This window comes from Nocardioides sp. W7, from assembly GCF_022919075.1.
In the GTDB taxonomy this organism is placed as follows: Bacteria; Actinomycetota; Actinomycetes; order Propionibacteriales; family Nocardioidaceae; genus Nocardioides.
Genome location: NZ_CP095078.1, coordinates 3,640,862 through 3,658,461, shown reverse-complemented (window position 1 = coordinate 3,658,461; position 17,600 = coordinate 3,640,862). Strand labels below are relative to the sequence as shown.

General features: G+C 73.0%; 16 protein-coding genes. 7 read left to right on the top strand and 9 right to left on the bottom strand.

The annotated features are described in order from the left end of the window. Positions 1 to 7: 7 nt before the first annotated feature. A complete protein-coding gene (locus tag MUB56_RS17290; RefSeq protein ID WP_244928250.1) occupies positions 8 to 538 on the bottom strand; it encodes a YbhB/YbcL family Raf kinase inhibitor-like protein in 531 nt (176 codons plus the stop codon). Between the two features lie 95 nt (positions 539 to 633). Between MUB56_RS17290 and cobA the strand changes: the two genes are divergently transcribed. The 3 genes from cobA (at position 634) to MUB56_RS17275 (ending at position 5,134) form a co-directional block, all read left to right on the top strand. Continuing rightward, positions 634 to 1,899, top strand: coding sequence for a uroporphyrinogen-III C-methyltransferase (gene cobA, locus MUB56_RS17285; RefSeq protein ID WP_244928249.1), 1,266 nt, complete (start codon positions 634 to 636; stop codon positions 1,897 to 1,899). Beyond that, the gene (locus MUB56_RS17280) at positions 1,899 to 2,702 is read left to right on the top strand and encodes an RNA methyltransferase (protein ID WP_244928248.1); all 804 of its coding nucleotides are present in this window, start codon (positions 1,899 to 1,901) and stop codon (positions 2,700 to 2,702) included. The genes cobA and MUB56_RS17280 overlap by 1 nt, the downstream gene beginning before the upstream one ends. Positions 2,703 to 2,779: 77 nt before the next feature. Next, positions 2,780 to 5,134 (top strand): fibronectin type III domain-containing protein, encoded by a 2,355-nt coding sequence (locus MUB56_RS17275; RefSeq protein WP_244928247.1) that lies wholly within the window; start codon positions 2,780 to 2,782, stop codon positions 5,132 to 5,134. Here the strand turns inward: MUB56_RS17275 and MUB56_RS17270 are convergent. Together MUB56_RS17270 and def are read right to left on the bottom strand one after the other, a co-directional pair. After that, positions 5,118 to 5,600 carry a GNAT family N-acetyltransferase gene (locus MUB56_RS17270; protein WP_244928246.1) on the bottom strand — a complete coding sequence of 161 codons (483 nt, stop codon included), beginning with the start codon at positions 5,598 to 5,600 and terminating at the stop codon, positions 5,118 to 5,120. The genes MUB56_RS17275 and MUB56_RS17270 overlap by 17 nt on opposite strands. 35 nt (positions 5,601 to 5,635) lie before the next feature. Beyond that, a complete protein-coding gene (gene def, locus MUB56_RS17265) occupies positions 5,636 to 6,157 on the bottom strand; it encodes a peptide deformylase (RefSeq protein ID WP_244932434.1) in 522 nt (173 codons plus the stop codon). A gap of 160 nt (positions 6,158 to 6,317) precedes the next feature. Between def and MUB56_RS17260 the strand changes: the two genes are divergently transcribed. Beyond that, positions 6,318 to 7,682 carry an acyl-CoA dehydrogenase family protein gene (locus MUB56_RS17260; RefSeq protein WP_244928245.1) on the top strand — a complete coding sequence of 455 codons (1,365 nt, stop codon included), beginning with the start codon at positions 6,318 to 6,320 and terminating at the stop codon, positions 7,680 to 7,682. Beyond that, positions 7,679 to 8,899, top strand: a complete 1,221-nt coding sequence (locus MUB56_RS17255) for an acyl-CoA dehydrogenase family protein (protein WP_244928244.1) — start codon at positions 7,679 to 7,681, stop codon at positions 8,897 to 8,899. The genes MUB56_RS17260 and MUB56_RS17255 overlap by 4 nt, the downstream gene beginning before the upstream one ends. Positions 8,900 to 8,980: 81 nt before the next feature. Here the strand turns inward: MUB56_RS17255 and MUB56_RS17250 are convergent, their stop codons facing one another. Both MUB56_RS17250 and MUB56_RS17245 read right to left on the bottom strand, forming a co-directional pair. Beyond that, the gene (locus MUB56_RS17250) at positions 8,981 to 9,901 is read right to left on the bottom strand and encodes a hypothetical protein (protein ID WP_244928243.1); all 921 of its coding nucleotides are present in this window, start codon (positions 9,899 to 9,901) and stop codon (positions 8,981 to 8,983) included. A 312-nt stretch (positions 9,902 to 10,213) separates the two neighbouring features. Beyond that, entirely contained in the window at positions 10,214 to 10,501 is a 288-nt protein-coding gene (locus tag MUB56_RS17245) for a YiaA/YiaB family inner membrane protein (RefSeq protein ID WP_244928242.1), read from the bottom strand. A 96-nt stretch (positions 10,502 to 10,597) separates the two neighbouring features. Here MUB56_RS17245 and MUB56_RS17240 point away from each other — a divergent pair, with 96 nt between their 5' ends. Then, positions 10,598 to 11,908, top strand: coding sequence for a DUF2252 domain-containing protein (locus MUB56_RS17240; RefSeq protein ID WP_244928241.1), 1,311 nt, complete (start codon positions 10,598 to 10,600; stop codon positions 11,906 to 11,908). A gap of 24 nt (positions 11,909 to 11,932) precedes the next feature. On the opposite strand, the gene galK is transcribed toward MUB56_RS17240, so the two are convergent. After that, positions 11,933 to 13,078 carry a galactokinase gene (galK, locus tag MUB56_RS17235; protein ID WP_244928240.1) on the bottom strand — a complete coding sequence of 382 codons (1,146 nt, stop codon included), beginning with the start codon at positions 13,076 to 13,078 and terminating at the stop codon, positions 11,933 to 11,935. Between the two features lie 47 nt (positions 13,079 to 13,125). Between galK and MUB56_RS17230 the strand changes: the two genes are divergently transcribed. Beyond that, the gene (locus tag MUB56_RS17230; RefSeq protein ID WP_244928239.1) at positions 13,126 to 14,562 is read left to right on the top strand and encodes a GuaB1 family IMP dehydrogenase-related protein; all 1,437 of its coding nucleotides are present in this window, start codon (positions 13,126 to 13,128) and stop codon (positions 14,560 to 14,562) included. Here MUB56_RS17230 and MUB56_RS17225 read toward each other — a convergent pair. The 3 genes from MUB56_RS17225 to MUB56_RS17215 all read right to left on the bottom strand — a co-directional run bounded on the left by MUB56_RS17225 (position 14,528) and on the right by MUB56_RS17215 (position 17,534). After that, positions 14,528 to 16,306, bottom strand: a complete 1,779-nt coding sequence (locus tag MUB56_RS17225; RefSeq protein WP_244928238.1) for a BCCT family transporter — start codon at positions 16,304 to 16,306, stop codon at positions 14,528 to 14,530. The genes MUB56_RS17230 and MUB56_RS17225 overlap by 35 nt on opposite strands. A gap of 71 nt (positions 16,307 to 16,377) precedes the next feature. Continuing rightward, positions 16,378 to 16,965, bottom strand: coding sequence for a LysR substrate-binding domain-containing protein (locus tag MUB56_RS17220; RefSeq protein ID WP_244928237.1), 588 nt, complete (start codon positions 16,963 to 16,965; stop codon positions 16,378 to 16,380). Positions 16,966 to 16,982: 17 nt separating this feature from the next. Beyond that, positions 16,983 to 17,534 (bottom strand): type 1 glutamine amidotransferase domain-containing protein, encoded by a 552-nt coding sequence (locus MUB56_RS17215; protein ID WP_244928236.1) that lies wholly within the window; start codon positions 17,532 to 17,534, stop codon positions 16,983 to 16,985. Positions 17,535 to 17,600: the final 66 nt, after the last annotated feature.

Below are 17,600 nucleotides of genomic sequence, written 5' to 3'. Positions count from 1 at the left end.
GGCGAGCTCAATGGGCGTAGGTGCCGTGGAGGATGGCCCGGCCCGAGGTCTTGAAGGCCAGGTTGAAGGAGACGACGGCGGGGGAGGCGTCGGAGTCGACGCCCAGGGTCTCCTCGGTCACCGCGTGTACGACGAAGTAGTAGCGGTGCACCTGGTCGCCCGGCGGGGGTGCCGCGCCCATGAACGCCTTCGAGCCGCCGTCGTTGCGGCACATGAAGGCGCCGCCCGGCAGGTCTGCGCCCTCGGCGCCGGCACCGGTGTCCAGGGAGGTCACGTCGGCGGGCAGGTCGACGAGCACCCAGTGCCAGAAGCCGCTCGGGGTGGGCGCGTCCGGGTCGAAGCAGGTCACCGTGAAGCTCTTGGTCCCCTCGGGCGCCCCCTCCCAGGACAGCTGGGGGGAGGTGTCGCCCCCGGAGTTGACCTGGTCGTCCCTCAACGGCTGCCCGTCGGTCACGTCGGCGCTGGTCACCGTGAACGACGGTGCGGCCGGCAGCAGGTCGTAGGGGTTCGGGGTGACGGGGCGGTCGAGCGAGGGCATGGCTCTCCTAGCGCAGACGGCGGACAGGCCCGACCGTAGTCCGGCCACCGAACCCTTGCCCAGGCACCCGGCGGTGCACACGCGATGATGGGCGCGTGGACGACTTCCCGACGTACCCCTCCGGGCTCCGCCTCGCCGACCGTCGCGTCGTCGTGGTCGGAGGCGGGCACGTGGCCCAGCGGCGGGTGCCGCAGCTGATCGCCGTCGGCGCCGACGTGCACGTCGTCTCCCCGGAGGTGACCCCGGCGATCGAGGGCCTGGTCGGCTCCGGCGAGGTGACCTGGCACGAGCGGGGGTTCGAGGACGCCGACCTCGACGAGGCCTGGTACTGCATCGCGGCCACCGCCGACCCCGTCGTCAACGAGCAGGTCAGTGCGGCCGCCGAGGTCCGGCGGGTGTTCTGCGTCCGCTCCGACGACGGCACCCGGGCGACCGCCTGGACGCCCGCGACCGGCCGCCACGACGGGGTGACGGTGGCGGTGCTCTGCAACCGCGAGCCGCAGCGCTCCGCCCGGATCCGCGACGAGATCCTCGAGGAGATGCGCGAGGGCGTCATCGCCGCGCCCCGGCAGCGGGACCGTACGCCGGGCGTCGTCCTGGTCGGCGGCGGTCCCGGCGACCCCGAGCTGATCAGCATCGCCGGTCGCAAGGCGCTGATGGACGCCGACGTCGTGGTGGCCGACCGGCTCGCCCCGCGTGAGCTGCTCGGCGACCTCGGACCCGACGTCGAGCTGGTCGACGTGGCCAAGCTGCCGCGCGGACGCAGCGCGATGCAGGAGGAGATCAACCGTGTCATCGTCGAGCGGGCCCTCGCCGGCAAGCGGGTGGTGCGGTTCAAGGGTGGCGACAACTTCGTCTTCGGCCGGGGCTACGAGGAGATCCTCGCCTGCCGCGAGGCCGGCGTACCCGTGACGGTGATCCCCGGCCTGACCAGCCCGGTCGCGGTGCCCGCCGCGGCCGGCATCCCGGTCACCCACCGCGGCGTCGCCCACGAGTTCACCGTCATCTCCGGTCACCTCCCGCCCGGCCACCCCGACTCGCTCACCAACTGGCCGGCGGTCGCGCAGCTCGCCGGCACCCTGGTGCTGATGATGGCCGTCGAGAACGCCCCCCGGATCGCGGCGGCCCTGCTCGACGGCGGTCGTGCGGCCGACACCCCGGTCGGTGTCGTCTGCGACGGCACCATGCCGGGGGAGCGCACCGTGCTGGCCACCCTCGGCACCCTGGCCGAGGTGCTGGTCGCCGAGCAGGTCAAGCCGCCGGCGATCATCGTGGTCGGTGACGTGGTCGCGGTCGCACACCCCGCTGCCTTCGGTGGTCGAGTAGCCGGTGAGGGACGAACCGGCGTATCGAGACCCTGATGGCGACCCTGATCGAGATCGACGACCCGGCCGACCCGCGGCTGGCCGACTACCGCGACCTGCGCGACGTCGAGCTGCGCAAGAACCTCGAGACCGAGCACGGGCTCTTCCTCGCCGAGGGCGCGAAGGTCGTACGACGCGCCGTCGAGGGCGGCTTTGCGCCGCGCTCCTTCCTGATGGCGCCGCGCTGGCTGGACGGGCTCGCCGAGGTGCTCGCGACCACCGACGCCCCCTGCTACGTGCTGTCCGAGGCGCTCGCCGAGGAGGTCACCGGCTTCCACGTGCACCGCGGCGCGCTCGCCTCGCTCGCGCGTCGGCCGCTGCCTCCGGTCCAGGAGGTGCTGGCCGGCGCCCGGTCCGTGCTGGTGCTCGAGGAGATCGTGGACCACACCAACGTGGGCGCGATCTTCCGCAGCGGGGCGGCCCTGGGCTTCGACGCCGTACTGCTCGCCCCGCGCTGTGCGGACCCGCTCTACCGCCGCGCGATCAAGGTCGCGATGGGGGCGATCTTCACGATGCCGTGGACCCGCCTCCCGGACTGGTACGACGCCCTCCCGGACCTCTCCGCGGCCGGCTTCACCACCGTGGCGCTGACCCTGGCGGACGACGCAGTCGCCGTCGACGAGGCGGTCGCCGGGCTCGACAAGGTGGCTCTCGTGCTCGGCTCGGAGGGGCACGGGCTCTCGCCACGGTGGGAGCAGGCCGCCGACCGGCGGGCCGTCATCCCGATGCGGGAGGGGATCGACTCGCTCAACGTCGCCGCAGCCAGCGCGGTCGCCTGCTACGTAGCCATGCGCCGGTGAGCGCTGCCGACCCTTCCTGGGTACTGCAGCGGAGGCGCCGAGGACTCCGATAGCCGATGATTTTCGAAGGGAACCACATGTTGCGCGCTGGAGCGGGCCTGGTCGCCGCGATCGTGGGTCTGGCGATCCTCGCCCCGGGGCCCGGTGCGTCGAGCCTGGCCGCGGACCCGGCCGCGCCGACAGGTCCCGGCCAGGGCCCGGTCCGGCTGTCGACCCCGTCGGTCGAGCTCCCGAGGCAGGCCAACGGGCGTACGGCGCTCCGGCTGCTCGGCGAGCAGGTCGACGAGGCGGCGAGCCTCAACGGCCTTCCCGAGGCCCGGCTGCGCGAGGTGCTGCGCACCGACGACACCGCCTGGCTCAGCACCGAGGGGCGGCTGTTCTACCGCGAGCCCGTCGCCGCGGAGCGGGCTCCGACGCCCGCCGGAGCGGCGCCGTACCCCCTCAACCAGACCTTCACGCTGCACAGCAAGCCCGACGCGAAGCGGAAGATCTTCATCGACGTCGACGGGGCCGTCGTCTCCGGCACGGAGTGGCACGCGCAGTACCCCACGACGCCGACCAGCCACCCGGCCTGGGACCCCGCCGGCGACGGGCCGACCTTCTCGGACGCCGAGAAGGAGGCGGTCCAGACGGTCTGGGCGCTCGTCGCCGAGGACTACGCGCCGTTCGACGTCGACGTGACCACGCAGAACCCGGGCGCCGTCGCGATCCTGCGGTCCTCGCTCGCCGACCAGGAGTACGGCGCGCATGCGCTCGTGTCGCCCAGCGGTGCGTGGGCGACCATCTGCGCGCCGACGCCGCCCGCGGTCGTTCCCGACTGCGGTGGCGTCGCGTTCATCGACGTCTTCGACGACGTGGCCGGACCGGGCGGCAACGGCTACGGCTACCTCCAGCCGGCCTGGGTCTTCCCCCAGGGGACGGGCAACGACCCGAAGCGGATCGCCGAGGCGGTCGCCCACGAGGTCGGTCACCAGCTCGGGCTCCAGCACGACGGCACCGCCACGGCCGGCTACTACGCCGGCCACGGGGCATGGGCGCCCATCATGGGCTCCGGGTACGACCGGCCGATCTCGCAGTGGAGCAAAGGCGACTACCCCGGGGCCAACAACAACGAGAACGACCTCGCGACGATCACGGCCGGCCTCGGACTGCGGGTCGACGAGGCGCCGTCCGTCATCACGGGGGCGCCGACGGTCCCCGCCGGGACGTCGTACGTCAGCAGCCGGACCGACGTCGACACGTTCCTGCTCGGCACCTGCACCGGGGCGGTGACCGTCGCGGCGGCGCCGGTGCTCGACGCGGGAGCCGACCTGGACCTCCAGGTGCGGCTGCTCGACACGAGCGGCAACCTGGTCGCGGCGGCGGACCCGCCGTCGTCGATGCAGACCTACCGCACCGCCGGCGGGCTCGGCGCCTCCGTGAGCCAGACCGTCGCGTCCGGTCGCTACCACGTCGCGATCGACGGGGTGGGCAAGGGCGCCTGGACGACCGCCGGGTACGACGACTACGGCTCGATCGGCGGCTACCGGATCCAGGTGACGGGCAACTGCAGCACGGCCGGCCTGCCGACGCGGCCGGCCACCCTCGACACCGGCGCGGTGACAGCCTCGTCGGTGGCCCTGGCCTGGACCGCCCCGGCCAGCTCGGGCAGCTCGGCGATCACCGGTTACGTGCTCACCCGGAGCGGCAGCGGCCAGGTGATCGAGCTGCCGGCCGGCGCCAGGTCGTACACCTGGAGCGGGCTGGACGCCGGCACGTCGTACACCTTCACGGTCCGCGCCGTGAACGCCGGCGGCAGCGGTGCCTCCGCCACGGTCACGCGGGCGACCACCACCACGGTCCCGGCGGCGCCGCGCAGTCTCGCGGCCGCCTGGAACCCGGCCGGGTCCTCGCTCGACGCGACCTGGTCGGAACCCTCGACCAACGGTGGTGCGGCGATCACGGGGTACGTCGTGTACGTCGACGGGATCTCGCGCGGCACGGTCGCCGCCAACAGCGCCGGCGTCAGGATCACCGGTCTGGCCCCGGGCTCCCACACCCTCGGCGTGGCCGCGGTGAACTCCGTCGGCACCGGTCCGGTGGCCACGGCGACGGTGTCCGTCCCGGCGCCACCCGCGACCGCGCCCCAGCCTGCGCCCCCGCCCGCGCCGCTGGCCTCGCGCACCACCGTCGGAGCCCCCAGGGCCGCGCGGGCCGGATCGCGCCCGGTCGTCCGGATCCGGGTCGCCCGCGGCTCGGGCGCCGCGACGGGGAAGGTGGTCCTGCGGTACGGCGCGAAGCGGAAGGCCCTGGTCCTGCGCCGGGGCGTGGCGTCGTTCCGGCTGCCCCGGGTGCGGGCCGGGAGGCTGAGGCTCACCGCGACCTACGCCGGCAACGCGACCACTCGGGCGTCGAAGGGGACGGCGACCATCAGGGTCAGGAGGAAGCGGTGACACCCAGCTCGAAGATGGTCTCCAGCCCGTCCTCGTCGTCCCACTGCTCGCCGACCTCGACGAAGGGGTACTGCCGCGCCAGCGCGAGCGACGGCTCGTTGGTGGGGGAGATGGTGAGCCGGAGCACCGAGACGGCCGGGTCGGTCCGCGCCCGGTCGATCAGCAGCTCCAGCACCGCCCGGGCGTAGCCGCGCCGGCGGTACGCCGGGTCGATGCCGTACCCCGCCTCGACCATGCCGCGCTCGTCCGGGGCGGCGTGGAAGCCGGCTGCACCCACGGTGAGTCCCGCGGCCTCGTCGCGGACCACACCGGTGATCCAGGGCAGGTCCCCGGGTGACTCGACGGCCTGGCGGGCCCGCATCCGCCAGGTCCCGATCCGTTCCGCCGACACCAGCCAGGGTGTGAGGGGCACCGGGGCCAGCGCGCCGGCGGTCTCGAGGTCACCGTCGGCGAGCGCCTGCAACACCGCCGGGGGGAGCCGGACGATGCGGATCGCGGGGATCAGGCGGGCCAGCCCGCGGGGTACTCGTCCGCGAGCTTGTCGTGGGTCTTCTGCAACTTCTTGCGGGCCTTGGTCGGCACCCGGTCGCCGAAGACCGTGCCCACGGTGTGGTCGGTCTCGTGCTGCAGGCAGCGCGCGAGCAGCCCGTCGCCCTCGAAGGTCACCGGCTCGCCGTCCAGGCCGGTGCCGGTCACCGTCGCCCGGTTGGGCCGGGCGCAGTCGACGAACGCACCCGGAAAGGACAGGCAGCCCTCCTCGGCGACGTCGAGCTCCCGATCCTTGCCCTCGGGCAGCACGAGCTCGGGGTTGCAGACCACCCCGACCGTGCGCTCGCCGGCGTCGTCGGGGCAGTCGAAGACGAAGACCGCCTGGTCGACCCCGATCTGGCAGGCGGCCAGGCCGACGCCGTCGGCGGCGTACATGGTCGCGACCATGTCGGCGACCAGGGTGCGCAGGGCGTCGTCGTACGCCGTGACCCGCGCCTGGGGGCGGTGCATCACCGGGGTGCCCCAGCGGGTCATCGGACGGACGGTGCCACCGGTCGGAAGGGGGCCGTACGGCGCGTGCTCGGGAGCCTCGGGGTGTTCGGACACGGCGTGAATCGTAGGCCATCCGTCCCCGGGTGACCCGATCGACGAACCTCCCGTGGCACCTGTTGTAACTCCGAGTTACAGTTCCGGCATGTCCCTCATGCAGAGCCTCAGGCCCGGCGGGAAGCACGGGCTGTCCTCGACCGAGACGCGCGACCCGGTCGGGTACGCCGTCGCCGCGCTGAGCCGGTTGGCCCGGAGCGACGTGCTCGACCGGGTCGGTCTGCGCCGGCGGGCCGAGCAGGCGGTGTTCACGACGACGCGCAGCGGGTTCCGGACGGTCACCGCCGCGAGCCGGTCCTTCGCGCGGGCCGGCTCGAAGGACGCTCCGGGCGCCCGGCCCAACGAAGCGCCGCGCAGCGGGGTCTTCGACCTGACGCCCACCGAGGACGAGCAGCTGCTCGTGGACGTGGTCGCCGAGCTGGCCGAGGAGGTGCTCCGACCCGCGGCCGCGGAGGCCGACGAGGCGTGCTCGGCCCCCGAGGCGGTGCTGAAGGCCGGACTCGAGGTCGGCCTCCCCATCCTCGGGGTCCCGGAGGCGCTCGGCGGCATCTCGGAGGAGCGGTCCGCGATGGCCGGCACCCTGGTGGCCGAGGCGCTCGCCCGGGGCGACCTGGGCCTGGCCGTCGCCTCGCTCGCACCGGGCGCGGTCGCGACCGCCCTCGGTCTGTGGGGCACCGACGAGCAACAGCGGACCTACCTGCCGGCCTTCACCGGAGGCGACGTGCCCGCCGCCGCGCTGGCGCTCGGCGAGCCGACCGTGCTCTTCGACGTGCTGAGCCCCGCGACGACCGCACAGCGCGCCGGCGGCCGGCTCGTCCTCAACGGTGTGAAGTCGGCCGTGGCCCGGGGAGCCGAGGCCGAGCTCTTCGTGGTCGGCGCCTCGCTCGACGACAAGCCGGTGCTGGTGCTGGTGGAGTCGAGCACCCCCGGCATCGAGGTCGTCGCCGATCCCGGCATGGGCGTGCGGGCGGCCGGGATGACCCGCCTGGTGCTCACCGACGTCGGTGTACCGGAGGAGAACGTCCTCGGCGCGACCGACGGGTCGACGTACACCGAGTGCGTCCGGCTCGCGCGCCTCGCCTGGTGTGCGCTCGCCGTCGGGACCGGGCAGGCCGTGCTCGACTACGTGACGCCGTACGTCAAGGAGCGCGAGGCGTTCGGGGAGCCGATCGCGCACCGCCAGTCGGTGGCGTTCATGGTGGCCGACATCGCCATCGAGCTGCAGGCGATGCGGCTGCTGACCTACAAGGCCGCCAGCCGCGCGGCGGCGGGCAAGGACGTCGCCCGCGACGTGGCGCTGGCCCGCAAGCTGTGCGCCGACCAGGGCATGCGGATCGGCCTCGACGGGGTGCAGCTGCTCGGCGGCCACGGGTTCGTGAAGGAGCACCCGGTGGAGCGGTGGTACCGCGACCTCCGGGCCGTCGGCGTGATGGAAGGCGTGGTTCTCGTATGAGCATCAACCTGGACGACCCGAGGAAGTTCCGGACCCTGACCGGGCAGGCCCACCAGGTCGCGATGAACATGCTGCGGCCGATCTCGCGCAAGTACGACCGCGCCGAGCACGAGTATCCCCAGGAGCTCGACATGCTCGCCGCGATGATCGACGGGCTCTCCGAGTCCGGCGCGAACGAGGGAGCGGGTGCGGCCGGCGTACGACGGGACGCGACCACTCCGTCGGGTGAGGCCGGCGTGCAGAACGGCGCGAACCTGGCGTCGGTGATGTCCATCGCCGAGATGTGCTGGGGAGACGTCGGACTGCTGCTGTCCATGCCCCGCCAGGGCCTCGGCAACTCGGCCATCGCGTCGGTCGCCGACGACGAGCAGGCGGAGCGGTTCGCGGGCGTGTGGGCCGCGATGGCGATCACCGAGCCCGGCACCGGATCGGACTCGGCGAACATCCGGACGACCGCCGTCCTCGACGGCGACGAGTACGTCCTCGACGGCGAGAAGATCTACGTCACCTCCGGAGACCGGGCCGACCACGTCGTCGTCTGGGCGACCCTCGACCGGTCGCTGGGCCGGGCCGCGATCAAGTCGTTCGTGGTGCCGAAGGGCACGCCCGGCATGCGCGTCGACCGGCTCGAGCACAAGCTCGGCATCCGGGCCTCCGACACGGCGACCATCACCTTCGAGAGCTGTCGGGTGCCGAAGGAGAACCTCCTCGGCTCGCCCGAGGTCGACGCCCAGCAGGGCTTCGCCGGCGCGATGGCGACCTTCGACAACACCCGGCCGTTGGTGGCCGCGATGGCGGTCGGCTGCGCCAAGGCCGCCCTGGACCTGACCCGCGACCTGCTCGAGAGGGCCGGCGTGGTCGTCGACTACGACCGGCCCTCGCTCACCCAGTCGGCGGCGGCCGCGAAGCTCCTGCAGCTGGAGGCGGACTGGGAGGGTGCTCGGTTGCTGATGCTGCAGGCCGCCTGGATGGCCGACAACCGGCGGCCCAACTCCCTGGAGGCGTCGATGGCCAAGGCCAAGGCCGGGCGGGTCGGCTCCGACATCACGCTGTCGTGCGTCGAGCTCTGCGGGTCGATCGGCTACTCCGAGAGCGAGCTGCTGGAGAAGTGGTCGCGCGACTCCAAGATCCTCGACATCTTCGAGGGCACCCAGCAGATCCAGCAGCTGATCGTCGCCCGCCGGGTGCTCGGGCTGAGCAGCGCCGAGCTGAGGTAGCGCCACCGGTCGCGGGTCGTGCCCCTGACCGTGCCACCGGGCACGCGATCAGGGGCACGACTCACGCACGGCGTGCCCCGCTCAGCCCTTGTCGGGCTCGGCGGCCTGCGCGCCGGTGGCGGCCTCGGAGGCGATCGCCTTGGCCGTGCCCGGGTCGATCAGCGGGTCGGCAGGAGCCTTCGTCGGTGCCTTCCGGGCCGGCAGTTTGCCGGACGGCGCGGACTTCTTGGCCGGGGCCTTGGCGGTCGACTTCTTCGCCGGAGCCTTCGCGATCGGCCCCTTCGCCTCGGTGGCCTTGGCGGGCATCACGTCGGCCGGGGTCACGTCGACCGCGGCGGGATCGGCGGCGGCATCGATGCTGGTCACGGGCGCCTTCTTGGCAGGAGCCTTCTTCGCAGGGGCCTTCTTCGCCACGGGCGCCGGCTTCGGGGCGGCGGGCGCTGCCTTCTTGGCCGGCGCCGCCTTCACGGTCGGCGCTGCCTCCGACGGACGCACCGCCGGCGTCACCTTCTTCGCCGCGGGCGCCGCCTTCTTGGCGGCTGGCGCTGACTTGGCGGCCGGCGTCGCCTTCTTGGCGGCGGGCGCTGCCTTCTTCGCCGGCACGACCTGGGCGATGGGCGGCTTCTGCACAGCGGTCTTCTTGGCGGGCGGCCTCTTCGCGGTCGTCCGCGCGATCGGCGACACCGGGTCGCCGTGCGGTCGCGGCTCCGGGGAGGGGGTGGGCCGGGACGGGGTCGCGGCGGCCGGCCTGGCGGCAGCCGGCCGGGCGGCGAGGTCGGCCGGTGCGGGCCGCGCCCCCCGGCCGGTGGCGGCGCCGACCCGGTCGACGGCGGCCTGGGTGGCCTGCCCGACGACCATCCGGCCGAGCTCGACGGTGCCCCGGACCTGGCTCATCGCCTGGCCGACCACCTTCTGGCCGGTGCCGATCGGGTCCTTCACGGTCTCGACGGCCGTTTCGACGGCGGCATCGACGATCTTGCCGATGGGGTTCTTGCGGGCCACAGCGGGTCCTTCCGGTCGCGGACGGTCGCTGGAAACGTACCCCGGAGCGGGCCGGGCCACGCTGAGGCTTGGGCCACGTCGCAGACCGGGTGGCCGGCGGCCAGCCGAGCGGGTGCTCGGCGGGGGGGGTTGGTTGGGGTGGTGTCACTCCTGCCCCAGGTTCATCACGGTATGCAGGGCGGTTCGCACTTCCCACGGCGTACCCACCGTGGGAAGTGCTGGCTCGTCTGCATACCGTGATGAGCCCGCAGGCCCGATCCGCCCACGCCGACTCGTCTGCACACCGTGATGAACCCGCAGGACGGCGACGGCTCAGGACACGCTGCGGAACGGGTCGTGGTCGGCGAGGATCTTGTCGACGCGTGCCTGGTCGAGACGGGTGACGACGTACTGCTCGTCCTGCGCGTCCCGGATGCACTTGGCGAGCGTGAACGACGAGGTCGTCAGGAACAGCGTCGTCATGCCGAAGAAGGCACGCACCCACGGGTCGACCGGCAGGTAGAGGATCGCGAAGAGCATCGCCAGCAGGGCGACGGCGAACGAGATGCCGGCCTGGGCGAAGAAGGCGGTGGTGTTCTTGGTCTGCTTGGGAGTGGACATGACGAGAAGCCTCGTCGCTTCGTCGACGGTGAGGACCCGCCGTCGTACCCGGTCCTCGCTGAGTACGCCGACTCAGATCCGGGCACCGAGCCAGCCATGACCGAGGACCGCTCCGACCTGATCGTCTCGACGCTCGACGACGCGTTCGCGCCGCTGATGGCGGCGGACCCGGTGGCGTTCCGCGGGAAGTACCGCACGATGGCCTCCGATCCGCACGCGTTCTACCGGGGGAGCGCGTGCCTGTTCTATGCCGACGTCACGTCGCGGGAGGACCCGTACGCCGACGACCGCAGCGGTCGGATCTGGGTGCACGGCGACCTGCACGTCGAGAACTTCGGCACCTACCTGAACTCCGACGGCCGGCTGGTCTTCGACGTCAACGACTTCGACGAGGCCTACCTCGGCCCGTTCACCTGGGACCTGCAGCGCTTCGCGGCGTCGTTGGCGGTGGTCGGCTGGCAGAAGGCGCTGCCCGAGGAGGAGGTACGCCGGCTGGTCGGTCGCTACGTCCGGGCGTACCTCTCGCAGGTGGACGAGTACGTCGGCAGCGCCGACGACGCCGGGGAGTTCTCGCTGCACCTCGACAACACCGAGGGACCGATCCACGACGCCCTCGTGACAGCCCGCCAGCGCCGCCGCGCGGACCTGCTCGACGCGACGACCCTGCGCGTCGAGGGCACCCGGCTGTTCCGCGAGGGCGTCCACGAGCGCCGGTTGCCGAAGCGGGAGCAGGCCCGGGTCGAGAAGGCCTACCAGCGCTACCTGGACACGATCCCGGAGGACAAGCGCTCGCACCGGGCGCTCTTCTACGAGCTGCGCGACGTCGTCGGCAAGAGCGGCTTCGGCATCGGCTCGGCCGGGCTGCCGGCGTACAACCTGCTCATCGAGGGGGTCAGCCAGGCGCTCGACAACGACGTGGTGCTGTCGATGAAGCAGGCCAACATCCCGGCGGTCAGCCGGTTCGTCGACTCCGCGACGGTGGACCGCTACTTCGAGAACGAGGGGCACCGCACGGTGGTCAGCCAGCGGGCCCTGCAGGTGCACACCGACCCGCTGCTCGGCTGGACCGAGCTGGACGGGGTCGGGTACGTCGTCAGCGAGGTCTCGCCGTACGAGGAGGACCTCGACTGGGCCGGTCTCACCGAGCCCGACGACATCGCGCAGGTCGTGAGCCTGCTCGGGCGGGCGACGGCCAAGATCCACTGCGCCTCCGACGAGGACAGCGACCAGGACCTCGTCGACTTCCAGGTCGAGGAGGCGATCGTGACCTCACTGGAGGGTCGGCGCCGCGAGTTCACCGCCTGGGTGACCGACTTCGCGACGTCGTACGCCGAGCGGGTCCGCGCCGACCACGCGCTGTTCGTGGACGCCTTCCGTGAGGGCCGGATCGGCGTCAGCTCGACGTAGCGCCGGCGGGGCCCCGCACGGTCCCTACCCCGCGGAAGCCCCCGCCGACGGCTCCGCCCGCAGGTGGGCCGGCGGCTTGAAGCCCTCCAGCACGAACGTCGCGTCGACCGCCCGCATCACCGCCTCGACCCGGTCGTCCGGGACGATCGCGACGGTGGAGCCCCCGAACCCGCCGCCGGTCATCCGGGCCGCGACCGCGCCGGCCTCCACGGCGACGACGACGGCCGCGTCGAGCTCGGGGGTGGAGATCTCGAAGTCGTCGCGCATCGAGGCGTGCGAGCGCCGGAACAGCTCACCGACGGCTCCCCAGTCGGAGGTCGCCAAAGCGTTGACGGCCGCGGTGACCCGCGAGATCTCGGTGACGACGTGGCGCGCGCGCCGGCGTACCCGTTCGTCCTCGAGGTCCTCGACGGTGGCGAGGCTCGCCCGCCGGAGGGTGGGCACGCGGAGCTGCCGCGCCGCCTCCTCGCAGTCGGCGCGCCGCGAGCCGTAGCCGCCGTCGGTGAGCTCGTGGCTGACCCGGGTGTCGGTGACGAGCAGCGTGTGGCCGGTGAGGTCGAGCGGGACCTGCGTGGTCTCGTCGCTCTCGAAGTCGATCAACAGGGCCTGTCCGGGCTCGGCGAGCAGGGCGACGTACTGGTCCATCCCCCCGGTCGGGGCGCCCGCGATCTCGGTCTCGGCGCGGATGCAGGCAGCGGCGAGCAGTCGCCGGTCGGCGTCGGGCGCGAGCGCCACCGCCACGGCGCACTCGAGCGCGGCCGAGCTGGAGAGCCCCGCGCCGACAGGGACGGTGCTGTCGACGAGCAGGTCGCAGCCCGGGATCTCGACACCCGCCTCGCGCAGCGCCCACACCACCCCGGCGGCGTAGGCGGCCCAGCCGTCGACGGCGTCCGGTCCGAGGTCGTCGACCCGGCCCTCCCAGGTCGACTCCCGCTGCCGGCTGGCCACCCGGAGGCGGCCGTCCGTGGTCGGACGCCACGCGGCGTGGGTCGTGTGGGGGAGTGCGACCGGCAGCACCAGACCGGCGTTGTAGTCGGTGTGCTCGCCCATCAGGTTGACCCGGCCGGGTGCCCGGCCCACGGCCGCCGCGGGGGCGTCGTACCGCTCCTCGAACGCGGCGCGGACCTGGGCCGCGAGCTGGACGGGGTCTCCCGGATCGAGGTACGCCATGGCGCCCAACCTGCCAGATCGGGCCCGACCGCGTAGATTTCCCCGACGTGCAGTTCCTCGACGGTGCGGTTCCCCCGTACGACCTGACCTACGACGACGTCTACATGGTGCCCCGCCACTCCGCGGTGGCCAGCCGGTACGACGTCGACCTCGCCACCAGCGACGGCACGGGCGCGACCCTGCCGATCGTGGTGGCCAACATGACCGCGATCAGCGGGAAGCGGATGGCCGAGACCGTGGCCCGCCGCGGCGGGCTGGTCGTCATCCCCCAGGACATCCCGATCCCGGTCGTCGCCGACGTGGTGCGCTGGGTCAAGGCCCGGCACCTGGTCTTCGACACGCCCATCGAGCTCACCCGGCACGCGACGGTCGCGGAGGCGCTCGCGCTGATCCCGAAGCGCGCGCACCGGGCCGCCGTGGTGGTGGAGGACGGCCGCCCGGTGGGGATCGTCACCGCCGCGGACTGCGCGGAGGTGGACCGCTTCGCGCAGGTCCAGCACGTGATGTCGCCCCCGCGGGTGGTGGTGCCGGCCGACACCGATGCGCGCACGGTCTTCGACGCCATCGACACCGCCCGCGCCGGACTGGCGGTCGGGGTCGACACGGACGGCCGGCTGGTCGGCGTCCTGACCCGCACCGGCGCGCTGCGGGCCACGCTCTACACGCCGGCGGTCGACGCGGCCGGCGGTCTGCGGATCGCAGCCGCCGTGGGCGTGAACGGCGACGTGGCCGACAAGGCCGGTCGGCTGGTTGCGGCCGGGGTGGACGTGCTGGTCGCCGACACCGCCCACGGCCACCAGGACCGGATGCTCGAGGCGCTGCGGGCGATCCGCTCCGTCGCGCCGTCCGTCCCCGTCGTGGCCGGCAACGTCGTCTCCGCCGAGGGCACCCGCGCGCTGATCGAGGCCGGGGCCGACATCGTCAAGGTCGGCGTCGGACCGGGTGCCATGTGCACCACGCGGATGATGACCGGCGTCGGTCGACCGCAATTCTCCGCCGTCGTGGAGTGCGCCGCCGCGGCCCGCGCGCTCGGCCGGCACGTCTGGGCCGACGGCGGCGTACGGCACCCGCGCGACGTGGCGCTGGCCCTCGCCGCGGGCGCGTCCAGCGTGATGGTCGGCTCCTGGTTCGCGGGCACCCACGAGTCGCCGGGTGACCTGCACGAGGACTCCGACGGCCGGCCGTACAAGGTCTCGTTCGGGATGGCCTCGGCCCGGGCCGTCGCGAACCGCACCTCGGCGGAGTCGTCGTACGACCGGGCGCGCAAGGCGCTCTACGAGGAGGGCATCTCCTCGTCGCGGATGTACCTCGACCCGCTCCGACCGGGCGTGGAGGACCTGCTGGACGCGATCGGGTCGGGCGTCCGCTCGGCCTGCACGTACGCCGGAGCCGCCACGCTCGAGGAGTTCCACGAGCGGGCGCTCGTCGGCCTGCAGTCGGCCGCCGGATTCACCGAGGGTCGTCCCCTGGCGACGTCCTGGTAGGCGCCACGGGCGTCGAGCCCGTGTCGGGGTCGGCCTCGACGGAGATCACGAAGTCGTCCCCGTGCTCGGTCACGCCGGCGATCACGGCCTGCTCGACGGCGTCGACGGCGTACTGACGTCGCACGACGACGGGGTCGGTCCGCAGGTCCAGCACCAGCGAGACGCACAGCCCGATCACGACCAGCACGAACGGCACCGCCGCGACGATGGTCATGGTCTGCAGCCCGGACAGCGCGTCCTCGCCACCGGCGAGCAGCATCACCGAGGCGACGGCCCCGGTCGCGACGCCCCAGAAGATGACGGTCGCCCGGCGCGGCGACGGTGAGCCGCGCTCGGAGAGCGAGCCCATCACGATCGAGGCCGCGTCGGCGCCGGAGACGAAGAAGATGGCCACGAGCACCATCACCACGACGCTGGCGACGGTCGCGGCCGGGTAGGCCTCGAGGGTGGTGAACAGCTGCGACTCCTGGCCGTCGGCACCGCCGATGTCGGTGCCGAGCTGCTGCAGCCTGATCGCCGCGCCACCGAAGATGCAGAACCACACCAGGCTCACCAGGCTCGGGACGAGCAGGACGCCGGTGACGAACTGGCGGATGGTGCGCCCGCGCGAGATCCGCGCGATGAACATGCCGACGAACGGGGTCCACGACAGCCACCAGGCCCAGTAGAAGACGGTCCAGCCCTGCAGCCACTCGTTGGTGTCCTGGCCCTCCGCACCGGTGCGGGCCGCCATCATCGGCAGGTCGCCGACGTAGCTGCCGAGCGAGGTCGGGATCAGGTTGAGGATGAAGACCGTCGGGCCGACGATGAAGACGAACGCTGCGAGCCCGACCGCGAGCACCATGTTGATGTTCGAGAGCCACTGGATGCCCTTGGCGACGCCGGAGACGGCCGACGCCACGAAGGCGACGGTGAGCACGGCGATGATGCCGACCAGGAAGCCGTTGCCGAGGTCGCCGAGGCCGGCGACGATCTCCAGGCCGCTGCGGATCTGCAGGGCGCCCAGGCCCAGCGAGGCGGCCGAGCCGAAGAGGGTGGCGAAGATCGCCAGCATGTCGATGACCTTGCCGCCCGGACCGTGCGCGTGCTTGCCGATCAGCGGCTCGAAGGCCGCCGAGATCAGCTGCAGCCGGCCCTTGCGGTAGACGCCGTAGGCGATCGCGAGACCAACCACGGCGTAGATGGCCCAGGGGTGCAGGGTCCAGTGGAAGAGGGTGGTGGCCATGGCGTGCTGCACCGCCTCGGAGCCACCGGAGTCACCGGTGCCGGGCGGCGGCGTGACGAAGTGGCTGACCGGCTCGCTGACGCCGTAGAACATCAGCCCGATGCCCATGCCGGCGCTGAACATCATCGAGATCCACGAGATGGTCCGGAACTCCGGCTGCTCACCGTCGTGGCCGAGCGTGATCGCGCCGTACTTGCTCATGGCCAGCCAGATGACGAAGACCACGAGGGCGCTGGCGGTCAGCACGAACAGCCAGCCCGTGTTGCGCATCGTCCACGCCAGTGACTCGGCGGAGACGTCGCCGAGCGAGTCGGTGCCGAAGAAGCCCCACGCCAGGAACGCCAGCGAGACGCCGGCGGTGACGCCGAAGACCAGCCGGTCCAGGCGTGGGTGGGCACCGTCGGGGCCGTACGACGACTGCTCGACGTCGAGGACGGGGTGCGTGTCGGGCTGGGGGATGGGACTGCCGACGGACGGCGAGCTGAGCGAGTCGGACGGAGGACGTTGTAACGAGGTCACTAGATCAGGGTTTCCAGCGCTCCGGCGTCTCACACCTTCGGGTGAGGACGCTCACGCGGGACCCGATCGACTCAGGACCGTGAGCTGCGCTCCGAGCGGCCCCGGACGACGCCGATGAACGTCTGCACGCGGGGGTCCTCGTTGTCGACCAGCCAGCTGAGCCCGACCTTGGTCGCCGGGAGGTCGGTGACCGGCCGCGTGACGACGTCCTTGCGGTGGTGCAGCCGGGCGATCGACATCGGCAGCAGCACGATCCCGGTGCCGGAGGCGACGACCTCGACCGCGTCGCGCACCGACATCGGTGGCCAGTCCAGCTGCTCGGCCGCCGGCACCCAGCCCGACTCGTGGGGGAGGACCAGCTGCTCGTCGGCGAGGTCGGCGAGGGTGACCCCGTCGTCGGCCGCGGCGACGAGGTGCTCGCTCCCGGCCACGACCACGGCGACCTCGTCGTACAGCGGGATCAGGTGCAGGCCCTCCCGGTCGACGGGGAGCCGGACCAGGCAGGCGTCGAGGCTGCCCGCACGCAGCCCGTCCTCCTGCTCGTGCTGCTCCACCGGCACCAGCTCCAGGGGGATGCGCGAGCGGTCGCGCCAGGTGCGCGCCCACTTGTCCGGGGTGGCGCCGGTGACGAAGCCGACACGGAACGGGGGCGGGGGCACCCGGGAACTGTAGGGCCTCAGGACGTCGCGGCCACCAGCGTGGTGAGCTCGCGGGTGAACGCGGGCAGGTCGTCGGGCTTGCGGCTGGTCACCAGGTTGCCGTCGACCACGACCTCCCGGTCGACCCAGGTCGCGCCGGCGTTGCGGACGTCGGTCTGCAGGCTGGGCCACGAGGTGAGCTCGCGGCCGGACACCACGCCGGCCTCGACCAGCATCCAGATCGCGTGGCAGATCGCGGCCACCGGCTTGCCGGAGCCCACGAAGTCCCGCACGAAGGCGACGGCGGGCTCGTGGGTGCGGAGCAGGTCGGGGTTCGCGACTCCGCCGGGCAGCACCAGGGCGTCGTACTCCTCGACCGACACGTCGTCGACGACCGCGTCGACCGGGAACGTGTCCGCCTGGTCGAGGTGGTGGAAGGCCTGCACCTCCCCGCTCTCGGTGCTCAGCAGCACCGGCGTCGCACCGGCGTCCCGGACGGCCTGCCAGGGGTCGGTGAGCTCGACCTGCTCGATGCCCTCGGTGGCGACGAGGAAGGCGACGGTCTTGCCGGACAGGGTCTGCGCGTTCACGGGGAGTCCTCTCGGGTCGGGTACGACGACCCGGTAGCCGCCGCTCCCGGTCACAAACGACGTTTG

Excerpts from the sequence above, each read along its gene's own strand:
- MUB56_RS17290 (WP_244928250.1), bottom strand. The coding sequence starts at position 538 with ATGCCCTCGCTCGACCGCCCCGTCACCCCGAACCCCTACGACCTGCTG.
- MUB56_RS17280 (WP_244928248.1), top strand. The coding sequence starts at position 1,899 with ATGGCGACCCTGATCGAGATCGACGACCCGGCCGACCCGCGGCTGGCC.
- MUB56_RS17275 (WP_244928247.1), top strand. The coding sequence starts at position 2,780 with ATGTTGCGCGCTGGAGCGGGCCTGGTCGCCGCGATCGTGGGTCTGGCG.
- def (WP_244932434.1), bottom strand. The coding sequence starts at position 6,157 with ATGACCCGCTGGGGCACCCCGGTGATGCACCGCCCCCAGGCGCGGGTC.
- MUB56_RS17260 (WP_244928245.1), top strand. The coding sequence starts at position 6,318 with ATGTCCCTCATGCAGAGCCTCAGGCCCGGCGGGAAGCACGGGCTGTCC.
- MUB56_RS17255 (WP_244928244.1), top strand. The coding sequence starts at position 7,679 with ATGAGCATCAACCTGGACGACCCGAGGAAGTTCCGGACCCTGACCGGG.
- MUB56_RS17245 (WP_244928242.1), bottom strand. The coding sequence starts at position 10,501 with ATGTCCACTCCCAAGCAGACCAAGAACACCACCGCCTTCTTCGCCCAG.
- MUB56_RS17240 (WP_244928241.1), top strand. The coding sequence starts at position 10,598 with ATGACCGAGGACCGCTCCGACCTGATCGTCTCGACGCTCGACGACGCG.
- galK (WP_244928240.1), bottom strand. The coding sequence starts at position 13,078 with ATGGCGTACCTCGATCCGGGAGACCCCGTCCAGCTCGCGGCCCAGGTC.